Here is a 16,640-nt window from a genome sequence, read left to right as displayed (position 1 = left end):
TTGCGATTGGCTGCGACCGTTCAGCCGCGTTTGCTTCGAGCGATCGACAGCAGGCTGGCGCTGAAGATCAGCGCAGCCCCGAACGCAGAGGTCAGGTCTGGCGTCTCGCCCCAGCGCAGCCAGGCGATCACTCCGGCGAAGATGATCGCCAGGTAGGCGACGGGCCCGATCAGGCCCGGCGGTGCCAGGCCGTAGGCCTTGGACATGATGATCTGGCTGGCGGTGGCCAGCAGGCCGATAAACAGCAGTAGTTCGAGTTCGGTGGCTGCCAGCGGCTGCCAGGCCCAGGTCAGGGGGATGGCGGCAATCAGCGCGCTGAACAGCGAGAAATAGAAGACGATGCGAAAGGCCGGCTCGGTGTCGCTCATCTCGCGAATCGAGACGAAGGCGAAGGCCGCCAGGATGCTCGCGGCCATGCCGATCAGGGTCTGGCTGTCGAGCAGTGCGGCGGAGGGCTTGGCCACCAGCAGCACGCCAAGCAGGCCGGCGGCGGTGGTCAGCAGCATGCGCCGGGTCAGCGGCTCCTTCAGCCACCACCAGGCGATCAGTGGGGTAAACAGCGGGGCGGAGTAGGTGAACAGCATGGCGTCGGCCAGTGGCAGGTGGGCAATGGCGTAGAAGAAACAGTACATCGCCGCCAGGCCGTAGCCGGTCCGCCACAGGTGCGACTTGAGGCGGGCGGTTTTCAGCGGCTGGATGCCCCTGAGCAGGAGCAGCGGCAGAAAGAACAGTACGCCCACCAGGCTACGGAAGAACACCACCGACTCGGTGTTGACGCTGCCGGACACCTCGCGGATGGCGACGCCCATCAGGGCGAACAGCAGGGCCGAGAGGGCCAGCAATGCGGCCCCCTGCAGCGGTTTTACCGAGCGGCTGGTCACCCGCGTAACAGCGGGTAGAGTTCCTTGAGCAGCTTGCTGCGGCTGAACACCAGTTGCCAGCGGTGCCCGCCCAGTTGTCGCCACAGGCGCGCCGAGCGGATGCCGGCCAGCAGCAGGGCGCGAATCTTCGCCGCATTGTTGGCTTGCTGCAGGTGGCGCGAATCGCCCTGCACCTGAATGCGCTGGCGGAAGGTGCTGATGGTGTCCTGATACAGGCTGCCGCAGTTGGCGATGACATTTTCGTGAGTCGGGCCGAAGTGCTCGACCTGCTGCTGGATCTGGTCGAGGCGGCTGCCCATCACCTGCAGCATGTCGTCGCGCTTGTTCAACTGTCGTTCCAGTGCCAGCAACGCCAGGGCATAGCGCAGCGGGTCGCGTTGCAGGCTGGTCGGGTCGCGCTCCAGGGCACTGACCAGGGCGCGGTAGCCGTCGCGCAGGTTGAGGTCACTGCCGCCGTACACATCCAGGGTGCCTGGCGGGTTGCGCACCAGCAGGCTGCCGATCAGGCAGGCCACTGCGGGCTCGCCGACCTGGCCGGTGCGAGCCAGCGTGTCGACCAGCACGGCGGCCTCGAATACCGCACCCAGCGCGACCAGTTGCTCCTGGGTCGGGCTCATGGTTGTGGCTCCTTGCTGCTCCAGGGCTCGGCGACTTCGATCACGCCGCCGCCCAGGCACACCTCGCCCTCATAGAACACCACCGACTGGCCGGGGGTGACCGCGCGCTGCGGCATGGCGAAGACTGCGCGATAGCCGCTGGCGGTCTTTTCCAGGGTGCAGGCCTGGTCGCCCTGGCGATAGCGCACCTTGGAGGTCAGTTGCCGCGGGCTGCTCAGGTCGATGGGGTTGACCCAGTAGATCTCCGAGGCGAGCAGGGCGCGGGAGAACAGCCAGGGGTGTTCGTTGCCCTGGCCGACCACCAGCACATTGCGCTCGAGGTCCTTGTGCAGCACATACCAGGGCTCGTCGCTGGCATCTTTCAGGCCGCCGATGCCCAGGCCCTGGCGCTGGCCGATGGTGTGGTACATCAGGCCATGGTGGCGGCCGATGATTTCGCCTTCGGTGGTTTCGATATCGCCCGGCTGGGCCGGCAGGTACTGCTTGAGGAAATCGCTGAAACGCCGCTCGCCGATAAAGCAGATGCCGGTGGAGTCCTTCTTCTTCGCCGTGGCCAGTTCATATTTCTCGGCAATCGCTCGCACCGCCGGTTTTTCCAGCTCGCCGACCGGGAACAGGGTCTTGGCGATCTGCTCGCCGCCCACTGCATGGAGGAAGTAGCTCTGGTCCTTGTTCGGGTCCAGGCCCTTGAGCAGCTCGGTGCGCCCATCGCTATCGCGGCGGCGCACATAGTGGCCGGTGGCGATCAGGTCGGCCCCGAGGATCAAGGCGTAATCGAGAAAGGCTTTGAACTTGATTTCGCGGTTACACAGGATATCCGGGTTGGGCGTGCGCCCGGCCTTGTATTCGGCGAGGAAGTGCTCGAACACGTTGTCCCAGTACTCGGCGGCGAAGTTGGCGGTATGCAGCTTGATACCGATCTTGTCGCATACCGCCTGGGCATCGGCCAGGTCGTCCATGGCGGTGCAGTATTCGGTGCCGTCGTCCTCGTCCCAGTTCTTCATAAACAGGCCTTCGACCTGATAGCCCTGTTCGAGCAGCAGCAGGGCGGAAACGGAGGAGTCGACGCCGCCGGACATGCCGACTATGACGCGCTGAGTAGTTGGATCTTGCATGGGAATACTGGGCACAGGGTTGAAAAGAGGGCGATTCTAGCAGGCGCAGAGGCGTGGCCGTTAATCGCGGATCAGGCTCAGGGGAAAACACTGGCCGTTCAGGTAGTCGTCGATGCAGCGCAACACCAGCTCGCTGCGCCAGCGCTCGGGTTGTGCGGCCAGTTCGTCGCGGCTCAGCCAGCGCGGGCCGATGATGCCCTGGTCGAGCGGATGGTTAGGGCGTTGTTGCAAGGCCCTGGCGGCAAAGCACACGCGCTGGTAGGTAATGCCATTGCTCGGTGCGGTATACAGATAGATGCCGGTGACGCCGGTCAATTCGACATCCCAGCCGGTTTCCTCGAGGGTCTCGCGCAGGGCGGCCTGGAGCAGGCTTTCGTTGGCCTCCAGATGCCCGGCCGGCTGGTTGAATACGGCGCGGCCTTCGGCCATTTCTTCGACCAGCAGGAAGCGGCCTTGGTCTTCGATGACCGTGGCCACGGTGATGTGTGGTTGCCACTGCATGAAAATGCTACCCGTTATGACAAAAGGCGATCATATCCTGATTCACTCTGCCCTGAATGCACAAACCCCGGCACGGGGCCGGGGTTTGCGGTGTTGCAGCGCTCGCGGGCGCTGGGCGTTTAGACCAGGGCGGAGAGCGCGGCGTTGAAGGTCGCGCTCGGACGCATGACCTGGCTGGTCAGCTGCGGGTTGGAGCGGTAGTAACCGCCGATGTCCACGGGCTTGCCCTGTACGGCGCTGAGTTCAGCGACGATGGTCGCTTCGTTCTCGCTAAGGACTTTTGCCAGTGGCGCGAACTGCGTCTGCAGCTCTGCATCTTCCTGCTGTGCAGCCAGTTCCTGAGCCCAGTACAGGGCCAGGTAGAAGTGGCTGCCGCGGTTGTCCAGTTCGCCGGTCTTGCGCGATGGCGACTTGTTGTTGTCCAGCAGCTTGCCGGTGGCCGCGTCGAGGGTGGTGCCCAGGAGCTTGGCTTTCGGGTTGCTGGTCTTGATCCCGGTTTCTTCCAGGGAAACCGCCAGGGCCAGGAATTCGCCCAGCGAATCCCAGCGCAGGTGGTTCTCTTCGATCAGCTGCTGTACATGCTTGGGAGCCGAGCCGCCGGCACCGGTTTCGTACATGCCGCCGCCGGCCATCAGTGGAACGATGGAGAGCATCTTGGCCGAGGTGCCCAGTTCCATGATCGGGAACAGGTCGGTCAGGTAGTCGCGCAGCACGTTGCCGGTCACCGAAATGGTGTCCTGGCCACGGATCAGGCGCTCCATGCTCACGCGAATGGCCTGGTTATAGTCCATGACGCGGATATCCAGGCCGGTCAGGTCGTGTTCCTGCAGGTAGGCTTCGACCTTCTTCTGCAGTTCGCGGTCGTGGGCGCGCTCCGGGTCGAGCCAGAAGATCGCCGGGGTGCCGGACTGGCGGGCGCGGGTGACGGCCAGCTTGACCCAGTCGCGGATCGGCGCGTCCTTGGTCTGGCAGGCGCGCCAGATGTCGCCGGCCTCGACCTCGTGCTGCATCAACACGCTGCCGTCGGCGGTGACGACGCGCATGCTGCCGTCTGCGGTCATTTCGAAGGTCTTGTCATGGGAGCCGTACTCTTCGGCCTTCTGCGCCATCAGGCCGACGTTCGGCACGCTGCCCATGGTGGTCGGGTCGAAGGCTCCATTGGTTTTGCAGAAATTGATCATTTCCTGGTAGATACGGGCGTAGGTGCTTTCCGGCATCACCGCCTTGGCGTCCTTGAGCTTGCCGTCCTTGCCCCACATCTGCCCGGAGCTGCGGATCATCGCCGGCATCGAGGCGTCGACGATCACGTCGCTGGGGATGTGCAGGTTGGTGATGCCCTTGACCGAGTCGACCATGGCCATTTCCGGGCGATGGCTGTAGCAGGCGTGGATGTCGTCGAGGATTTCTTCCTGGCGCGAGGCGGGCAGGGACTTGATCTTGTCGTAGACGCTGCTGATGCCGTTGTTCGGGTTGACGCCGAGCTCTTTGAATAGATCGCCGTACTTGTCGAACACGTCCTTGTAGTAAACGCTGACGGCGTGGCCGAAGACGATCGGGTGGGAGACCTTCATCATGGTCGCCTTGACGTGCAGGGACCACATCACGCCGGTTTCCTTGCAATCTTGCAGGGTGGCTTCGAAGAACTCGCGCAGTTTGCGGCAGCTCATGAACATGCTGTCGAAGACTTCGCCTTCCTGCAGGGTAAGCTGTTTTTTGACCTCGACCTGGCCGTTCTTGCCGACAAATTCGATGCGCACGTCACCGGCCTTGGCCATGGTGATCGATTGCTCGCTGGAGAAGAAGTCGCCGCCACGCATATAGTCGGCGTGGGACTGTGAAGCCATGCTCCACTTGCCCATGGAATGCGGGTGCTTGCGGGCAAAGGCCTTGACTGCAGCGGGTGCGCGGCGGTCGGAGTTGCCTTCGCGCAGGACCGGGTTGACCGCGCTGCCGAGGATCTTGCCGTAGCGCGCGCGGATTTCCTTCTCGGCGTCGCTCTGCGGATCTTCCGGAAGATTCGGGATGTCGTAGCCCTGGGCCTGCAGCTCGGCGATTGCGCCCTTGAGCTGCGGCACCGAAGCGCTGATGTTCGGCAGCTTGATGATGTTGGCGTCTGGCGAGGTGGCCAGCACGGCCAGCTTGGCGAGGTCGTCTTCGATCCGCTTATCGGCATCCAACTGATCGGCAAAGCTTGCAAGGATGCGCCCTGCAAGAGAGATGTCGCGGGTTTCGACGGCAATTCCGGCAGAGGCTGCGAAGGCTTCTACAATAGGAAGAAGCGAATAGGTCGCAAGGGCCGGGGCTTCGTCGGTGAAGGTATAGATGATCTTCGAAGGGGTGGACATTCTGAGTTAACTCTCTTCTTTGCTGAGCGTGCACAGGCGCTCGACATGCGCAGGTAAGCGCCGAGGCCCGTGCGAACGAGCCAGAAGTCGAGGTCTTGCCGCGGTGATGTTGGATGCACCAGTAGAGTGTCGAGTATTTCGAGCCGTGCGAGTCGCGGTGGCAATTCGACGGTTTCAAGAAGCGGGCACCTCGCTGAGGTAGCCTGCGCCTTATGACTTGTTAGTCATCGCGGCAGTATACCACTGCGGCAGCGCGTCGCAGAATGCCCAGGCGCATAAGACCAATGAACATATGGTTTCGCCCGATTCAACTGGGTTACTCTCGGGCGATATGACTGTTTTAACCACAAGACGGAGTCCAGCATGGGATACCAAAAGATCCAGGTGCCAGCAACCGGTGACAAAATCACCGTTAATGCCGATACATCCCTGAATGTGCCGAACAACCCGATCATCCCGTATATCGAAGGTGACGGTATCGGCGTCGATATCAGCCCGGTCATGATCAAAGTGGTTGATGCGGCTGTCGAGAAGGCCTATGGCGGCGAGCGCAAGATTTCCTGGATGGAAGTCTATGCCGGCGAGAAAGCCACTCAGGTCTACGATCAGGACACCTGGCTGCCTCAGGAAACCCTGGATGCGGTCAAGGATTACGTCGTCTCCATCAAGGGCCCGCTGACCACGCCCGTCGGCGGCGGTATCCGCTCGCTGAACGTGGCCCTGCGGCAGCAGCTCGACCTGTATGTCTGCCTGCGCCCCGTACGCTGGTTCGAGGGCGTGCCGAGCCCGGTGAAAAAGCCGGGCGACGTCGACATGACCATCTTCCGCGAGAACTCGGAAGACATCTATGCCGGTATCGAGTGGAAGGCCGGTTCGCCCGAGGCGAACAAGGTGATCAAGTTCCTCAAGGAGGAAATGGGCGTCACCAAGATCCGTTTCGACCAGGACTGCGGTATCGGCGTCAAACCGGTTTCCAAGGAAGGCACCAAGCGTCTGGCGCGTAAGGCACTGCAGTATGTGGTCGATAATGACCGCGACTCGCTGACCATCGTGCACAAAGGCAACATCATGAAGTTCACCGAAGGTGCCTTCAAGGAATGGGCCTATGAAATCGCTGCCGAAGAGTTCGGCGCGACCCTGCTCGATGGCGGTCCCTGGATGCAGTTCAAGAACCCCAAGACCGGCAAGAACGTCGTCGTCAAGGACGCCATTGCCGATGCCATGCTGCAGCAGATTCTGCTGCGTCCGGCCGAGTACGACGTGATCGCCACCCTCAACCTCAATGGTGACTACCTGTCCGACGCCCTGGCGGCCGAAGTGGGTGGTATCGGTATCGCGCCAGGTGCCAACCTGTCCGACACCGTGGCCATGTTCGAAGCCACTCACGGCACCGCGCCCAAGTACGCCGGCAAAGATCAGGTGAACCCGGGTTCGTTGATCCTCTCCGCGGAAATGATGCTGCGTCACATGGGCTGGATCGAGGCGGCCGACCTGATCATCAAGGGCACCAACGGCGCAATTTCGGCCAAGACCGTGACCTATGACTTCGAGCGTCTGATGGACGGTGCCAAGTTGCTGTCCTGCTCGGCATTCGGCGATGCATTGATCTCGCATATGTAAGCGAGCTGCTTTAACGCTCCGTGACGACGACCTCCAGGGTAGTCGCCATGGGGCGGCAGCCCATAAAAAATTGCAGGGAGCAATTTTTAACGTCGCGCGAGCGACGGCCCGTAGGGTGGTCGTCAGGGATGGCAGACCATAAAGAAGGGCCGGTCAATTGACCGGCCTTTTTGTGGGTAAGCAATAAACCCGGTAAGTCAGACTTCTACCGTTGCACCCTGGGGCTGCTTGACCGCGGCCGGGGTGTCAGTGGCGACAGGAGCCGCGCTGATATTGACGGCGTGGAGCCCTTTAGGACCTTGAATAATATCGAAGCTTACTGGCTGGCCAGCTTTCAGCGTTTTATAGCCGTCCATCTGGATAGCCGAGTAGTGGGCGAACAGGTCCTCATCTCGACCGTCGGCGACGATGAATCCATAGCCTTTGGCGTTGTTGAACCACTTGACCTTACCGCTAACCATGCTGATATCCCTCTGCAAAGGACTCCATCACTGGAGTATCATCCACTTAAATTCCACACATAGATTGGCTGAGCGCTGGTGATGTGGAACCCCTTATACCCCTGACAGGGTATTTATTGTTTGTAACACTGTTTTGCCGATAGTCAAGGCAATGCTGCAACTGGCTGAGAAGCCGTGCAAACTCTGCCTGGCATCCCCTATTCGCCTATCAACGAACCCTATTCACCATGCATGCACGTAGCCAGATTCGACTAACATTAAATCAGGACCGCCCGGCAGCGCATGAGGACGATTCCTTCGGTGTCGCCATTCAGGAGTCCAAGCCGGCATTGCAGGCACCGCCTATGTATAAGGTGGTCATATTCAACGATGACTACACGCCCATGGATTTTGTGGTCGAGGTTCTCGAAGTGTTTTTCAGCCTGAATCGAGAGCTGGCGACCAAGCTCATGCTGACCGTCCATACCGAGGGGCGGGCAGTGTGTGGAGTATTTACCCGCGATATTGCTGAAACCAAGGCTATGCAGGTGAATCAATATGCGAGAGAGAGCCAGCATCCGCTACTCTGTGAAATAGAGAAGGACGGTTAACGCCGGCCGCTTGGGCATGAGGTGAAGCTATGTTAAATCGAGAGCTCGAAGTCACCCTCAATCTGGCTTTCAAGGAGGCTCGCACCAAGCGTCATGAGTTCATGACGGTTGAGCACCTCCTGCTGGCGCTTCTGGATAATGAGGCCGCGGCCAGCGTGTTACGCGCCTGCGGTGCCAATCTGGATAAATTGCGGCATGACCTGCAAGAATTTATCGACTCCACCACGCCACTGATCCCCCAGCACGATGAAGAGCGCGAAACCCAGCCAACCCTGGGTTTTCAGCGGGTATTGCAGCGCGCGGTATTCCACGTGCAAAGCTCGGGCAAGCGTGAGGTGACCGGGGCCAATGTGCTGGTGGCCATCTTCAGCGAGCAGGAAAGCCAGGCGGTGTTCCTGCTCAAGCAACAGAGCGTCGCGCGGATCGATGTGGTCAACTTTATTGCCCATGGCATCTCCAAGGTGCCGGGCCATGGTGGCCATTCCGAAACCGATCAGGAAATGCAGGATGAAGAGGGCGGCGAGCCTTCCGGCTCCAGCAATCCGCTGGATGCCTATGCCAGCAACCTCAACGAACTGGCGCGCCAGGGGCGAATCGATCCGCTGGTGGGTCGAGAGCTGGAGGTCGAGCGGGTTGCGCAGATTCTCGCGCGTCGGCGCAAGAACAACCCGCTGCTGGTGGGTGAGGCCGGTGTGGGTAAAACCGCGATTGCCGAAGGCCTGGCCAAGCGCATCGTCGACAATCAGGTGCCCGACCTGCTGGCTGACAGCGTGGTCTACTCCCTGGATCTGGGGGCGCTGCTGGCCGGTACCAAATACCGCGGCGACTTCGAGAAGCGCCTCAAGGCGTTGCTCAACGAGCTGCGCAAGCGGCCGCACGCCATTCTGTTTATCGATGAGATCCACACCATCATCGGAGCCGGTGCGGCATCCGGCGGGGTGATGGACGCCTCCAATCTGCTCAAGCCGATGCTGTCTTCGGGCGAGATTCGCTGCATAGGCTCCACCACCTTCCAGGAATTTCGCGGTATTTTCGAGAAGGATCGCGCCTTGGCGCGGCGCTTCCAGAAGGTTGATGTGGTCGAGCCGTCGGTGGAGGACACCATTGGCATCCTGCGTGGCCTGAAGGGGCGTTTCGAGCAACATCACGGCATCGAGTACAGCGATGAGGCGCTACGCGCCGCTGCCGAGCTGGCCTCGCGTTATATCAATGACCGGCATATGCCGGACAAGGCCATCGACGTGATCGATGAAGCGGGTGCCTACCAGCGCCTGCAACCGGTGGAAAAGCGCCTGACGCGGATTGATGTGGCGCAGGTCGAGGATATCGTGGCGAAAATCGCGCGAATTCCGCCTAAGCATGTCAGCAGCTCGGACAAGGAGTTGTTGCGCAACCTCGAGCGCGACCTGAAGCTCACGGTGTTCGGCCAGGATGCGGCGATCGATTCGCTGTCGACCGCGATCAAGCTGTCACGGGCAGGGCTCAAGGCACCGGACAAGCCGGTCGGTTCCTTCCTGTTCGCCGGCCCTACCGGGGTGGGCAAGACCGAAGCCGCGCGCCAGTTGGCCAAGGCCTTGGGGGTGGAGCTGATCCGCTTCGATATGTCCGAATACATGGAGCGGCACACCGTGTCGCGTCTGATCGGTGCGCCGCCCGGCTATGTGGGGTTCGATCAGGGCGGTCTGCTGACCGAGGCCATCACCAAGACGCCGCATTGCGTGTTGCTGCTCGATGAGATCGAGAAGGCCCATCCGGAAGTCTTCAACCTGCTGTTGCAGGTGATGGATCACGGCACCCTGACCGACAACAACGGGCGCAAGGCGGATTTCCGCAACGTGATCGTGATCATGACCACCAACGCGGGGGCCGAGACTGCTGCGCGCGCCTCCATTGGCTTCACCCACCAGGATCACTCATCCGATGCCATGGAAGTGATCAAGAAGAGCTTTACCCCTGAGTTCCGTAACCGTCTGGACACCATTATCCAGTTTGGCCGCCTGAGTCATGAGGTGATCAAGAGCATCGTCGACAAGTTTCTCACCGAGCTGCAGGCGCAGCTGGAGGATAAGCGGGTCATGCTCGAGGTCAGCGACGCGGCGCGTAACTGGCTGGCGGAGAAGGGCTATGACGTGCAGATGGGGGCTCGGCCGATGGCGCGCCTGATTCAGGACAAGATCAAGCGTCCGCTGGCGGAAGAGATCCTGTTCGGTGAGTTGTCCGAGCATGGCGGTGTGGTGCATGTCGATATCAGCGATGGCGAGCTGACCTTCGACTTTGAAACCACGGCGGAAATGGCCTGATCCACAATGCCAAGCAACAAAAACGCCCGGCAGTGCCGGGCGTTTTCATTTGCAGCCTGGGTTAACCCGCCGTCAACTGCCGTTTTGCCCTGATCGGGCTCCTGGCGATTGACCTGCGTTATTAACGGGCGCGGTAGGTGATACGACCCTTGCTCAGGTCGTAAGGTGTCAGCTCAACGCGAACCTTGTCACCAGTCAGAATGCGGATGTAGTTCTTGCGCATCTTTCCGGAGATGTGCGCGGTAACGACGTGCCCATTTTCCAACTCCACACGGAACATGGTGTTGGGCAGGGTGTCGACGACAGTGCCTTCCATTTCGAAGCTGTCTTCTTTCGACATGCAGTAAAGCCCTCGGTATCCAATGAATGGCCCGGTGCAACTGGCGCCAGGCAAAAGCGGCGTGCATTGTGCCCGAAAATTGGGGTTTGCGCCAAGGGCTTCAGATAAGGCTGACCCAGCGTTGATTGACGAAGAGCTCAATCGGTCGGTATTGGGTCTTGTAGTTCATCTTGCGGCAGTTCTTGATCCAGTAGCCGAGGTAGACGGCGTGCAGGCCCAGGCGGGTGGTTTCGGCGATTTGCCAGAGAATGGCGAAGCGGCCCAGGCTGCGTCGCTCCTCGTTGGGGTCGTAGAAGGTGTAGACCGCGGAAAGCCCGTTGGGCAGCACGTCGGTGACCGCGATGGCGAGCAGGCGATCCTCGTGGCGGAACTCGTAGAAACGGGAAAATGCCAGGTCGCGCACGAGAAAGGTCGAGAATTGTTCACGGCTGGGCGGGTACATGTCGCCATCGGCATGGCGCTGCTCGATATAGCGGACGTAGAGGTTGTAGTACTCCTCGGTGAAAGTCGGGCGTACCGGGCGTACCTGGAGGTCCTGATTGCGCTTGAGAATGCGCCGCTGTTGCCGATTGGGACTGAACTGCGCCGCCGGGATGCGTGCCGGCATGCAGGCGGTGCAGCGCTGGCAGTGCGGGCGATAGAGGTGCTCGCCGCTACGCCGAAAGCCCATTTCCGAAAGCTCGGCGTATACCTCCGCGTCCATGGGCTGGCTGGGGTCGAGGAACAGGGTGGTGGCTTGTTCATCGGGCAGATAGCTGCATGGGTGCGGTTGAGTGGCATAAAACTTCAGGCGGGCCAGCTCGGTCATGATCGACTCTCGGGATCAGTCTTGATTCAAGTGTATGCCAGGCAGGCAAACTCGCCTAGGTAAGCCAGTCGGCTTGAGTGGCCTGATCGAGATGACGGCTCAGGTAAGCGGCGAACTGTTGGCGGGAGATGGCCCTTGCGCCGAAGTTGTGCAGGTGCTGTGTCGGCATCTGGCAGTCGATCAGTACGAAGCCCCAGGCTTTCAGGCGCTGTACCAGGGTGGCAAAGCCCACTTTGGAGGCGTTGTCGGCGCGACTGAACATCGACTCGCCGAAAAACAGCTGGCCCATGGCCAGTCCGTAGAGCCCGCCGACTAGCTCTTCGCCCTGCCAGACCTCAACCGAATGGGCGATGCTGCGCTTATGCAACTCCAGATAGGCAGCTTGCATCGGTGTGGTGATCCAGGTGTCCGCGGCGTAACTGCGCGGTGCGGCGCAGGCCTGGATGACCTCGGCGAAGGCCTGGTCGAAGGTGACCCGGTAGCGGCCCTGGCGCAATAGCTTGGCGAGGCTGCGGGAGAGGTGCAGTTTTTCGGGAAGCAGTACGGTGCGCGGGTCGGGCGACCACCAGAGGATCGGCTGGCCGTCCTGGAACCAGGGAAAGCAGCCGTGGCGGTAAGCCTGGATCAGGCGTTCGGGGCTCAGGTCACCGCCGGCGGCGAGCAGTCCGTTGGGGTCGCGCAGCGCCTTGTCGAGGGGCGGGAAATCCAGTGTGTTGCGTTGTAGCCAGGTCAGCATGAGGCGGGGCCGGGGGGAGGGCAGGGCGGTCGCTAAGAGGCCGCCCCTAGGGCTATCAGTTGTCGTCGAGGAACTTCTCGACGTCGAGTGCCGCCATGCAGCCAGCGCCGGCGGAAGTGATGGCCTGGCGATAGACGTGGTCGGCCACATCGCCAGCGGCGAAGACCCCTTCGATGCTGGTGGCGGTGGCATTGCCTTCGCTGCCACCCTTGATCAGCAGGTAGCCGTCGCGCATTTCCAGCTGACCTTGGAACAGGTCGGTATTGGGCTTGTGGCCAATGGCGATAAACACACCGGCCAACGGCAGATCCTTGGTCACCCCGGTCTGGGTGTCTTTCAGGCGTGCGCCGGTCACGCCGCTGTTGTCGCCCAGCACTTCATCGAGCGCATGGTTCCAGTGCAGGGTGATATTGCCGTTGGCTGCCTTGTCGAACAGCTTGTCCTGGAGGATCTTCTCCGAACGCAGCTTGTCGCGACGGTGTACCAGGTGCACTTCCTTGGCGATATTGGCCAGGTACAGCGCCTCTTCAACGGCAGTGTTGCCGCCGCCGATCACCGCAACCACCTGGTTACGGTAGAAGAAGCCGTCGCAGGTGGCGCAGGCCGACACGCCCTTGCCGGAAAATGCCTCTTCCGACGGCAGGCCCAGGTACTGGGCAGATGCGCCGGTGGCGATAATCAGGGCGTCGCAGGTATAGGTGCCGCTGTCGCCCTTGAGGGTAAAGGGGCGCGACTGCAACTCGGCGGTATGGATATGGTCGTAGATGATCTCGGTGTCAAAGCGCTCGGCGTGTTTCTGCATGCGCTCCATCAGGGCCGGACCGGTCAGGCCTTCGACGTCGCCCGGCCAGTTGTCCACTTCGGTGGTGGTGGTGAGCTGGCCGCCAGGCTGAATGCCGGTGATCACCACGGGCTTGAGATTGGCCCGTGCGGCATAGACGGCGGCGCTATAACCGGCGGGGCCAGAGCCCAGGATGATCAGGCGTGAATGCTTGACTTCGCTCATAAAAACACCTCATAAGCCTTTGTCACAAAAGAGAATGCATGCTCCAATTGAGCCGCACGGAAGATGTTGGCGGATATGCTACACCGAAGCAGGTGGCGAGCGGGAGTCGAGCGCCGTTGCCCGATCGCCGCGGGCGATTGCGTGGCACGGCGTGGCTAAACCCGTACAATCGGCGCTTGATCCGCCTTTAACCAATTATTCGGCGCTCCGGCGCAGGAACAGATGCGTTTTGAAGAACTCTAGCCCAACCGCACAAGCCCCCGTCTGGCGTCAGCAATTGCCTTACCGACTCAAGGAGGGGGCGCTGATCGGCCTGGGTGCACTCTGCCTTTACCTGTGGATGGCGCTGCTGACCTACGATGCGGCCGATCCGGGCTGGACCCACACCAGCAATGTCGAGCAGGTGCACAATGCTGCCGGGCGTGCCGGTGCCTGGTTCGCCGATATCCTGTTTATGGCCCTGGGCTACTTCGCCTATCTGTTCCCGCTGCTGTTGGGGGTCAAGACGTTGCAGGTGTTCCGTGCCCGCCATCAACCCTGGCAGTGGAGTGGCTGGCTGTTCTCCTGGCGCCTGATCGGTCTGGTGTTTCTGGTGCTTTCGGGGGCTGCGCTGGCCTATATCCATTTTCATGCCAGTGCCAGCATGCCCGCTTCCGCCGGTGGTGCTCTGGGTGAAAGCCTCGGTCAGCTGGCCGTCAATGCGCTGAATGTGCAGGGCAGTACTCTGCTGTTTATCGCCATGTTTCTCTTCGGTTTGACCGTGTTTACCGACTTGTCCTGGTTCAAGGTGATGGACCTGACTGGCAAGATCACCCTGGATCTGTTCGAGCTGATTCAGGGCCTGAGCAATCGCTGGTGGAACGCCCGGGCCGAGCGCAAACAGCTGGTTGCCCAGTTGCGCGAGGTCGACGAGCGCGTCACCGAGGTGTCCGCCCCCATCGTGCTCGATCGCCGCGAGCAGGCCAGAGTCAAGGAGCGCCTGATCGAGCGCGAAGAGTCGCTGAACAAGCATATGAGCGAGCGGGTCAACCGTCCGGCTCCGCAGATTACCCCGCCTGCCGCGCCCAAGGCGGCCGAGCCGAGCAAGCGGGTGTTGAAAGAGAAGCAGGTCAATCTGTTCGAAGACAGTGCCTTGGCCGGCAGTCTGCCGCCTATCTCGATTCTCGATGTGGCGGAAAAGATCCAGAAGAAGTACTCACCCGAGTCTCTGGAGGCCATGTCGCGGCTGGTGGAGATCAAGCTCAAGGAGTTTGGTGTCGAGGTCATCGTCGAGTCTGTGCATCCGGGGCCGGTGATCACCCGCTTCGAGATTCAGCCGGCCGCCGGGGTCAAGGTCAGCCGTATCTCCAACCTGGCCAAGGACCTGGCGCGTTCGCTGGCGGTGATCAGTGTGCGGGTGGTGGAGGTAATCCCGGGCAAGACCACCGTCGGCATCGAAATTCCCAACGAAGACCGCCAGATCGTGCGTTTCTCCGAGGTGCTGTCGTCGCCCGAGTACGATGATGCCAAATCGCCGGTAACCCTGGCCCTGGGCCATGATATCGGCGGCAAGCCGGTGATTACCGACCTGGCGCGCATGCCGCACCTGCTGGTGGCCGGTACCACCGGTTCCGGTAAGTCGGTGGGGGTCAACGCGATGATCCTGTCGATCCTGTTCAAATCCACGCCGGAAGAGGCGCGGTTGATCATGATCGACCCGAAGATGCTCGAACTGTCGATCTACGAAGGCATTCCGCACCTGCTGTGCCCGGTGGTAACCGATATGAAGGAGGCCGCCAACGCCCTGCGCTGGTCGGTGGCCGAGATGGAACGGCGCTACAAGCTGATGTCGAAGATGGGTGTGCGCAACCTGGCCGGCTTCAACCGCAAGGTCAAGGATGCCGAGGAAGCTGGTGAGCCGCTGTCCGACCCGCTGTACAAGCGCGAAAGCATGCACGACGAAGCGCCTCTGCTGAAAACCCTGCCGACCATCGTGGTCGTAGTCGACGAATTCGCCGACATGATGATGATCGTCGGCAAGAAGGTCGAAGAGCTGATCGCGCGTATCGCGCAGAAGGCCCGTGCGGCGGGCATCCACCTGATCCTCGCGACCCAGCGTCCTTCTGTGGATGTGATTACCGGCCTGATCAAGGCCAATATCCCGACCCGCATGGCCTTCCAGGTGTCGAGCAAGATCGACTCGCGCACCATCCTCGACCAGGGTGGTGCCGAGCAGTTGCTGGGTCACGGCGACATGCTCTATATGCCGCCGGGCACCGGTCTGCCGATTCGCGTGCACGGTGCCTTCGTTTCCGACGAGGAGGTGCATCGCGTGGTCGAGGCCTGGAAGCAACGCGGCACACCGGATTACATCGAAGATATCCTGGCGGGCGTCGAGGAAGCCGGCAGTGGCTTCGAAGGCAGCAGCGGCGAGGGCGGCGGTGAAGGCAGCGAGGCGGATCCGCTCTACGACGAGGCGGTCAATTTCGTCCTGGAAAGCCGCCGCGCCTCGATTTCCTCGGTGCAGCGCAAGCTGAAGATTGGCTACAACCGCGCCGCGCGGATGATCGAGGCCATGGAGATGGCCGGTGTGGTGACCTCGATGAACACAAATGGCTCCCGTGAGGTCATAGCACCAGGCCCCAATCGCGATTAACGCTTCAGTCCCTGTTGATAAGGAGTCCCATGCGCCTGATTCGCATGTTGTTGCTGACAGTTTTGAGTTTTTCCAGTGTGGCCGCTGTGGCCGATGATTCGCTTGCCGTGCAGCGCCTGACCGAGCTGCTCAACCAGGCTCAAACCATCAGTGCGCGCTTTTCCCAGCTGACCCTGGACGGCAGCGGCACCCAGTTGCAGGAAACCGCCGGCCAGCTGGCGCTCAAACGCCCCGGGCTGTTCCGCTGGCACACCGATGCGCCGATGGAGCAGCTGCTGGTCTCCAATGGCGAAAAAGTCTGGCTGTATGACCCGGATCTCGAGCAGGTCACCATCCAGACCCTGGATCAGCGCCTGACCCACACTCCGGCCCTGCTGTTGTCCGGCGATGTGTCGAAGATCAGCGAGAATTTCGCGATCAGCCACAGCGAAAGCGGCACTGTGGTCGATTTCATTCTCAAGCCAAAATCCAAGGACAGCCTGTTCGACAGCCTGCGCCTGTCGTTTCGCAACAAGGTGCTCAACGACATGCAGCTGATCGACAGCATCGGTCAGCGCACCAATATCCTGTTCCTCGGGGTGAAGATGAACGAGGCGCTGGATGACGGCCTGTTTACCTTCGATATCCCCCAGGGTGCGGACGTGATTCAAGAGTAAGCTGCCCAAGAGCAAGAGGCTTTAGCCCC

At 61.1% G+C, this 16,640-nt stretch carries 15 protein-coding genes; 5 read left to right on the top strand and 10 right to left on the bottom strand.

Annotated features, from left to right (window positions below):
• Positions 1 to 20: 20 nt before the first annotated feature.
• The 5 genes from AACY13_RS19070 to AACY13_RS19050 all read right to left on the bottom strand — a co-directional run bounded on the left by AACY13_RS19070 (position 21) and on the right by AACY13_RS19050 (position 5,459).
• A complete protein-coding gene (locus tag AACY13_RS19070) occupies positions 21 to 881 on the bottom strand; it encodes a DMT family transporter (protein ID WP_339463155.1) in 861 nt (286 codons plus the stop codon).
• Positions 878 to 1,498: a high frequency lysogenization protein HflD gene (gene hflD, locus AACY13_RS19065; protein WP_339463154.1), complete on the bottom strand. Its 621-nt coding sequence runs from the start codon at positions 1,496 to 1,498 to the stop codon at positions 878 to 880. Before hflD ends, AACY13_RS19070 begins: the two co-directional genes overlap by 4 nt.
• Complete coding sequence (gene mnmA / locus AACY13_RS19060; RefSeq protein WP_339463153.1) at positions 1,495 to 2,613, bottom strand: tRNA 2-thiouridine(34) synthase MnmA; 1,119 nt, start codon at positions 2,611 to 2,613, stop codon at positions 1,495 to 1,497. The genes hflD and mnmA overlap by 4 nt, the downstream gene beginning before the upstream one ends.
• A gap of 60 nt (positions 2,614 to 2,673) precedes the next feature.
• Positions 2,674 to 3,114, bottom strand: coding sequence for an NUDIX hydrolase (locus AACY13_RS19055; protein ID WP_339463151.1), 441 nt, complete (start codon positions 3,112 to 3,114; stop codon positions 2,674 to 2,676).
• A 119-nt stretch (positions 3,115 to 3,233) separates the two neighbouring features.
• Positions 3,234 to 5,459 (bottom strand): NADP-dependent isocitrate dehydrogenase, encoded by a 2,226-nt coding sequence (locus tag AACY13_RS19050; RefSeq protein WP_339463150.1) that lies wholly within the window; start codon positions 5,457 to 5,459, stop codon positions 3,234 to 3,236.
• Positions 5,460 to 5,822: 363 nt separating this feature from the next.
• On the opposite strand from AACY13_RS19050, the gene icd reads away from it, so the two are divergent.
• A complete protein-coding gene (icd, locus tag AACY13_RS19045) occupies positions 5,823 to 7,079 on the top strand; it encodes an NADP-dependent isocitrate dehydrogenase (RefSeq protein WP_339463149.1) in 1,257 nt (418 codons plus the stop codon).
• Between the two features lie 197 nt (positions 7,080 to 7,276).
• On the opposite strand, the gene cspD is transcribed toward icd, so the two are convergent.
• A complete protein-coding gene (gene cspD, locus AACY13_RS19040; protein ID WP_339463148.1) occupies positions 7,277 to 7,540 on the bottom strand; it encodes a cold shock domain-containing protein CspD in 264 nt (87 codons plus the stop codon).
• A gap of 227 nt (positions 7,541 to 7,767) precedes the next feature.
• On the opposite strand from cspD, the gene clpS reads away from it, so the two are divergent.
• Both clpS and clpA read left to right on the top strand, forming a co-directional pair.
• Positions 7,768 to 8,130: an ATP-dependent Clp protease adapter ClpS gene (clpS, locus tag AACY13_RS19035; RefSeq protein ID WP_339463147.1), complete on the top strand. Its 363-nt coding sequence runs from the start codon at positions 7,768 to 7,770 to the stop codon at positions 8,128 to 8,130.
• 29 nt (positions 8,131 to 8,159) lie between these two features.
• Positions 8,160 to 10,430: an ATP-dependent Clp protease ATP-binding subunit ClpA gene (clpA, locus tag AACY13_RS19030; RefSeq protein WP_339463146.1), complete on the top strand. Its 2,271-nt coding sequence runs from the start codon at positions 8,160 to 8,162 to the stop codon at positions 10,428 to 10,430.
• A gap of 121 nt (positions 10,431 to 10,551) precedes the next feature.
• Here clpA and infA read toward each other — a convergent pair whose 3' ends face one another.
• The 4 genes from infA to trxB form a co-directional block, all read right to left on the bottom strand.
• Positions 10,552 to 10,770, bottom strand: coding sequence for a translation initiation factor IF-1 (gene infA / locus AACY13_RS19025; protein WP_002553999.1), 219 nt, complete (start codon positions 10,768 to 10,770; stop codon positions 10,552 to 10,554).
• Positions 10,771 to 10,870: 100 nt separating this feature from the next.
• A complete protein-coding gene (locus AACY13_RS19020; RefSeq protein ID WP_339463145.1) occupies positions 10,871 to 11,578 on the bottom strand; it encodes an arginyltransferase in 708 nt (235 codons plus the stop codon).
• 55 nt (positions 11,579 to 11,633) lie between these two features.
• Complete coding sequence (aat, locus tag AACY13_RS19015; RefSeq protein WP_339463144.1) at positions 11,634 to 12,314, bottom strand: leucyl/phenylalanyl-tRNA--protein transferase; 681 nt, start codon at positions 12,312 to 12,314, stop codon at positions 11,634 to 11,636.
• A 55-nt stretch (positions 12,315 to 12,369) separates the two neighbouring features.
• Positions 12,370 to 13,320 (bottom strand): thioredoxin-disulfide reductase, encoded by a 951-nt coding sequence (gene trxB, locus AACY13_RS19010; RefSeq protein ID WP_339463143.1) that lies wholly within the window; start codon positions 13,318 to 13,320, stop codon positions 12,370 to 12,372.
• A 229-nt stretch (positions 13,321 to 13,549) separates the two neighbouring features.
• On the opposite strand from trxB, the gene ftsK reads away from it, so the two are divergent.
• On the top strand, positions 13,550 to 15,955 hold the full coding sequence (ftsK, locus tag AACY13_RS19005) for a DNA translocase FtsK (RefSeq protein ID WP_339463142.1): 2,406 nt from the start codon (positions 13,550 to 13,552) through the stop codon (positions 15,953 to 15,955).
• 29 nt (positions 15,956 to 15,984) lie between these two features.
• Positions 15,985 to 16,611, top strand: coding sequence for an outer membrane lipoprotein chaperone LolA (gene lolA, locus AACY13_RS19000; protein ID WP_339463141.1), 627 nt, complete (start codon positions 15,985 to 15,987; stop codon positions 16,609 to 16,611).
• The last annotated feature ends 29 nt before the right edge of the window (positions 16,612 to 16,640 follow it).

It is taken from the genome of Pseudomonas sp. EA_105y_Pfl2_R69, assembly GCF_963970915.1.
Classification (GTDB): domain Bacteria; phylum Pseudomonadota; class Gammaproteobacteria; order Pseudomonadales; family Pseudomonadaceae; genus Aquipseudomonas.
Note: the sequence above shows the minus strand (reverse complement) of the source record. Positions and strands in the feature narration are given on the sequence as shown.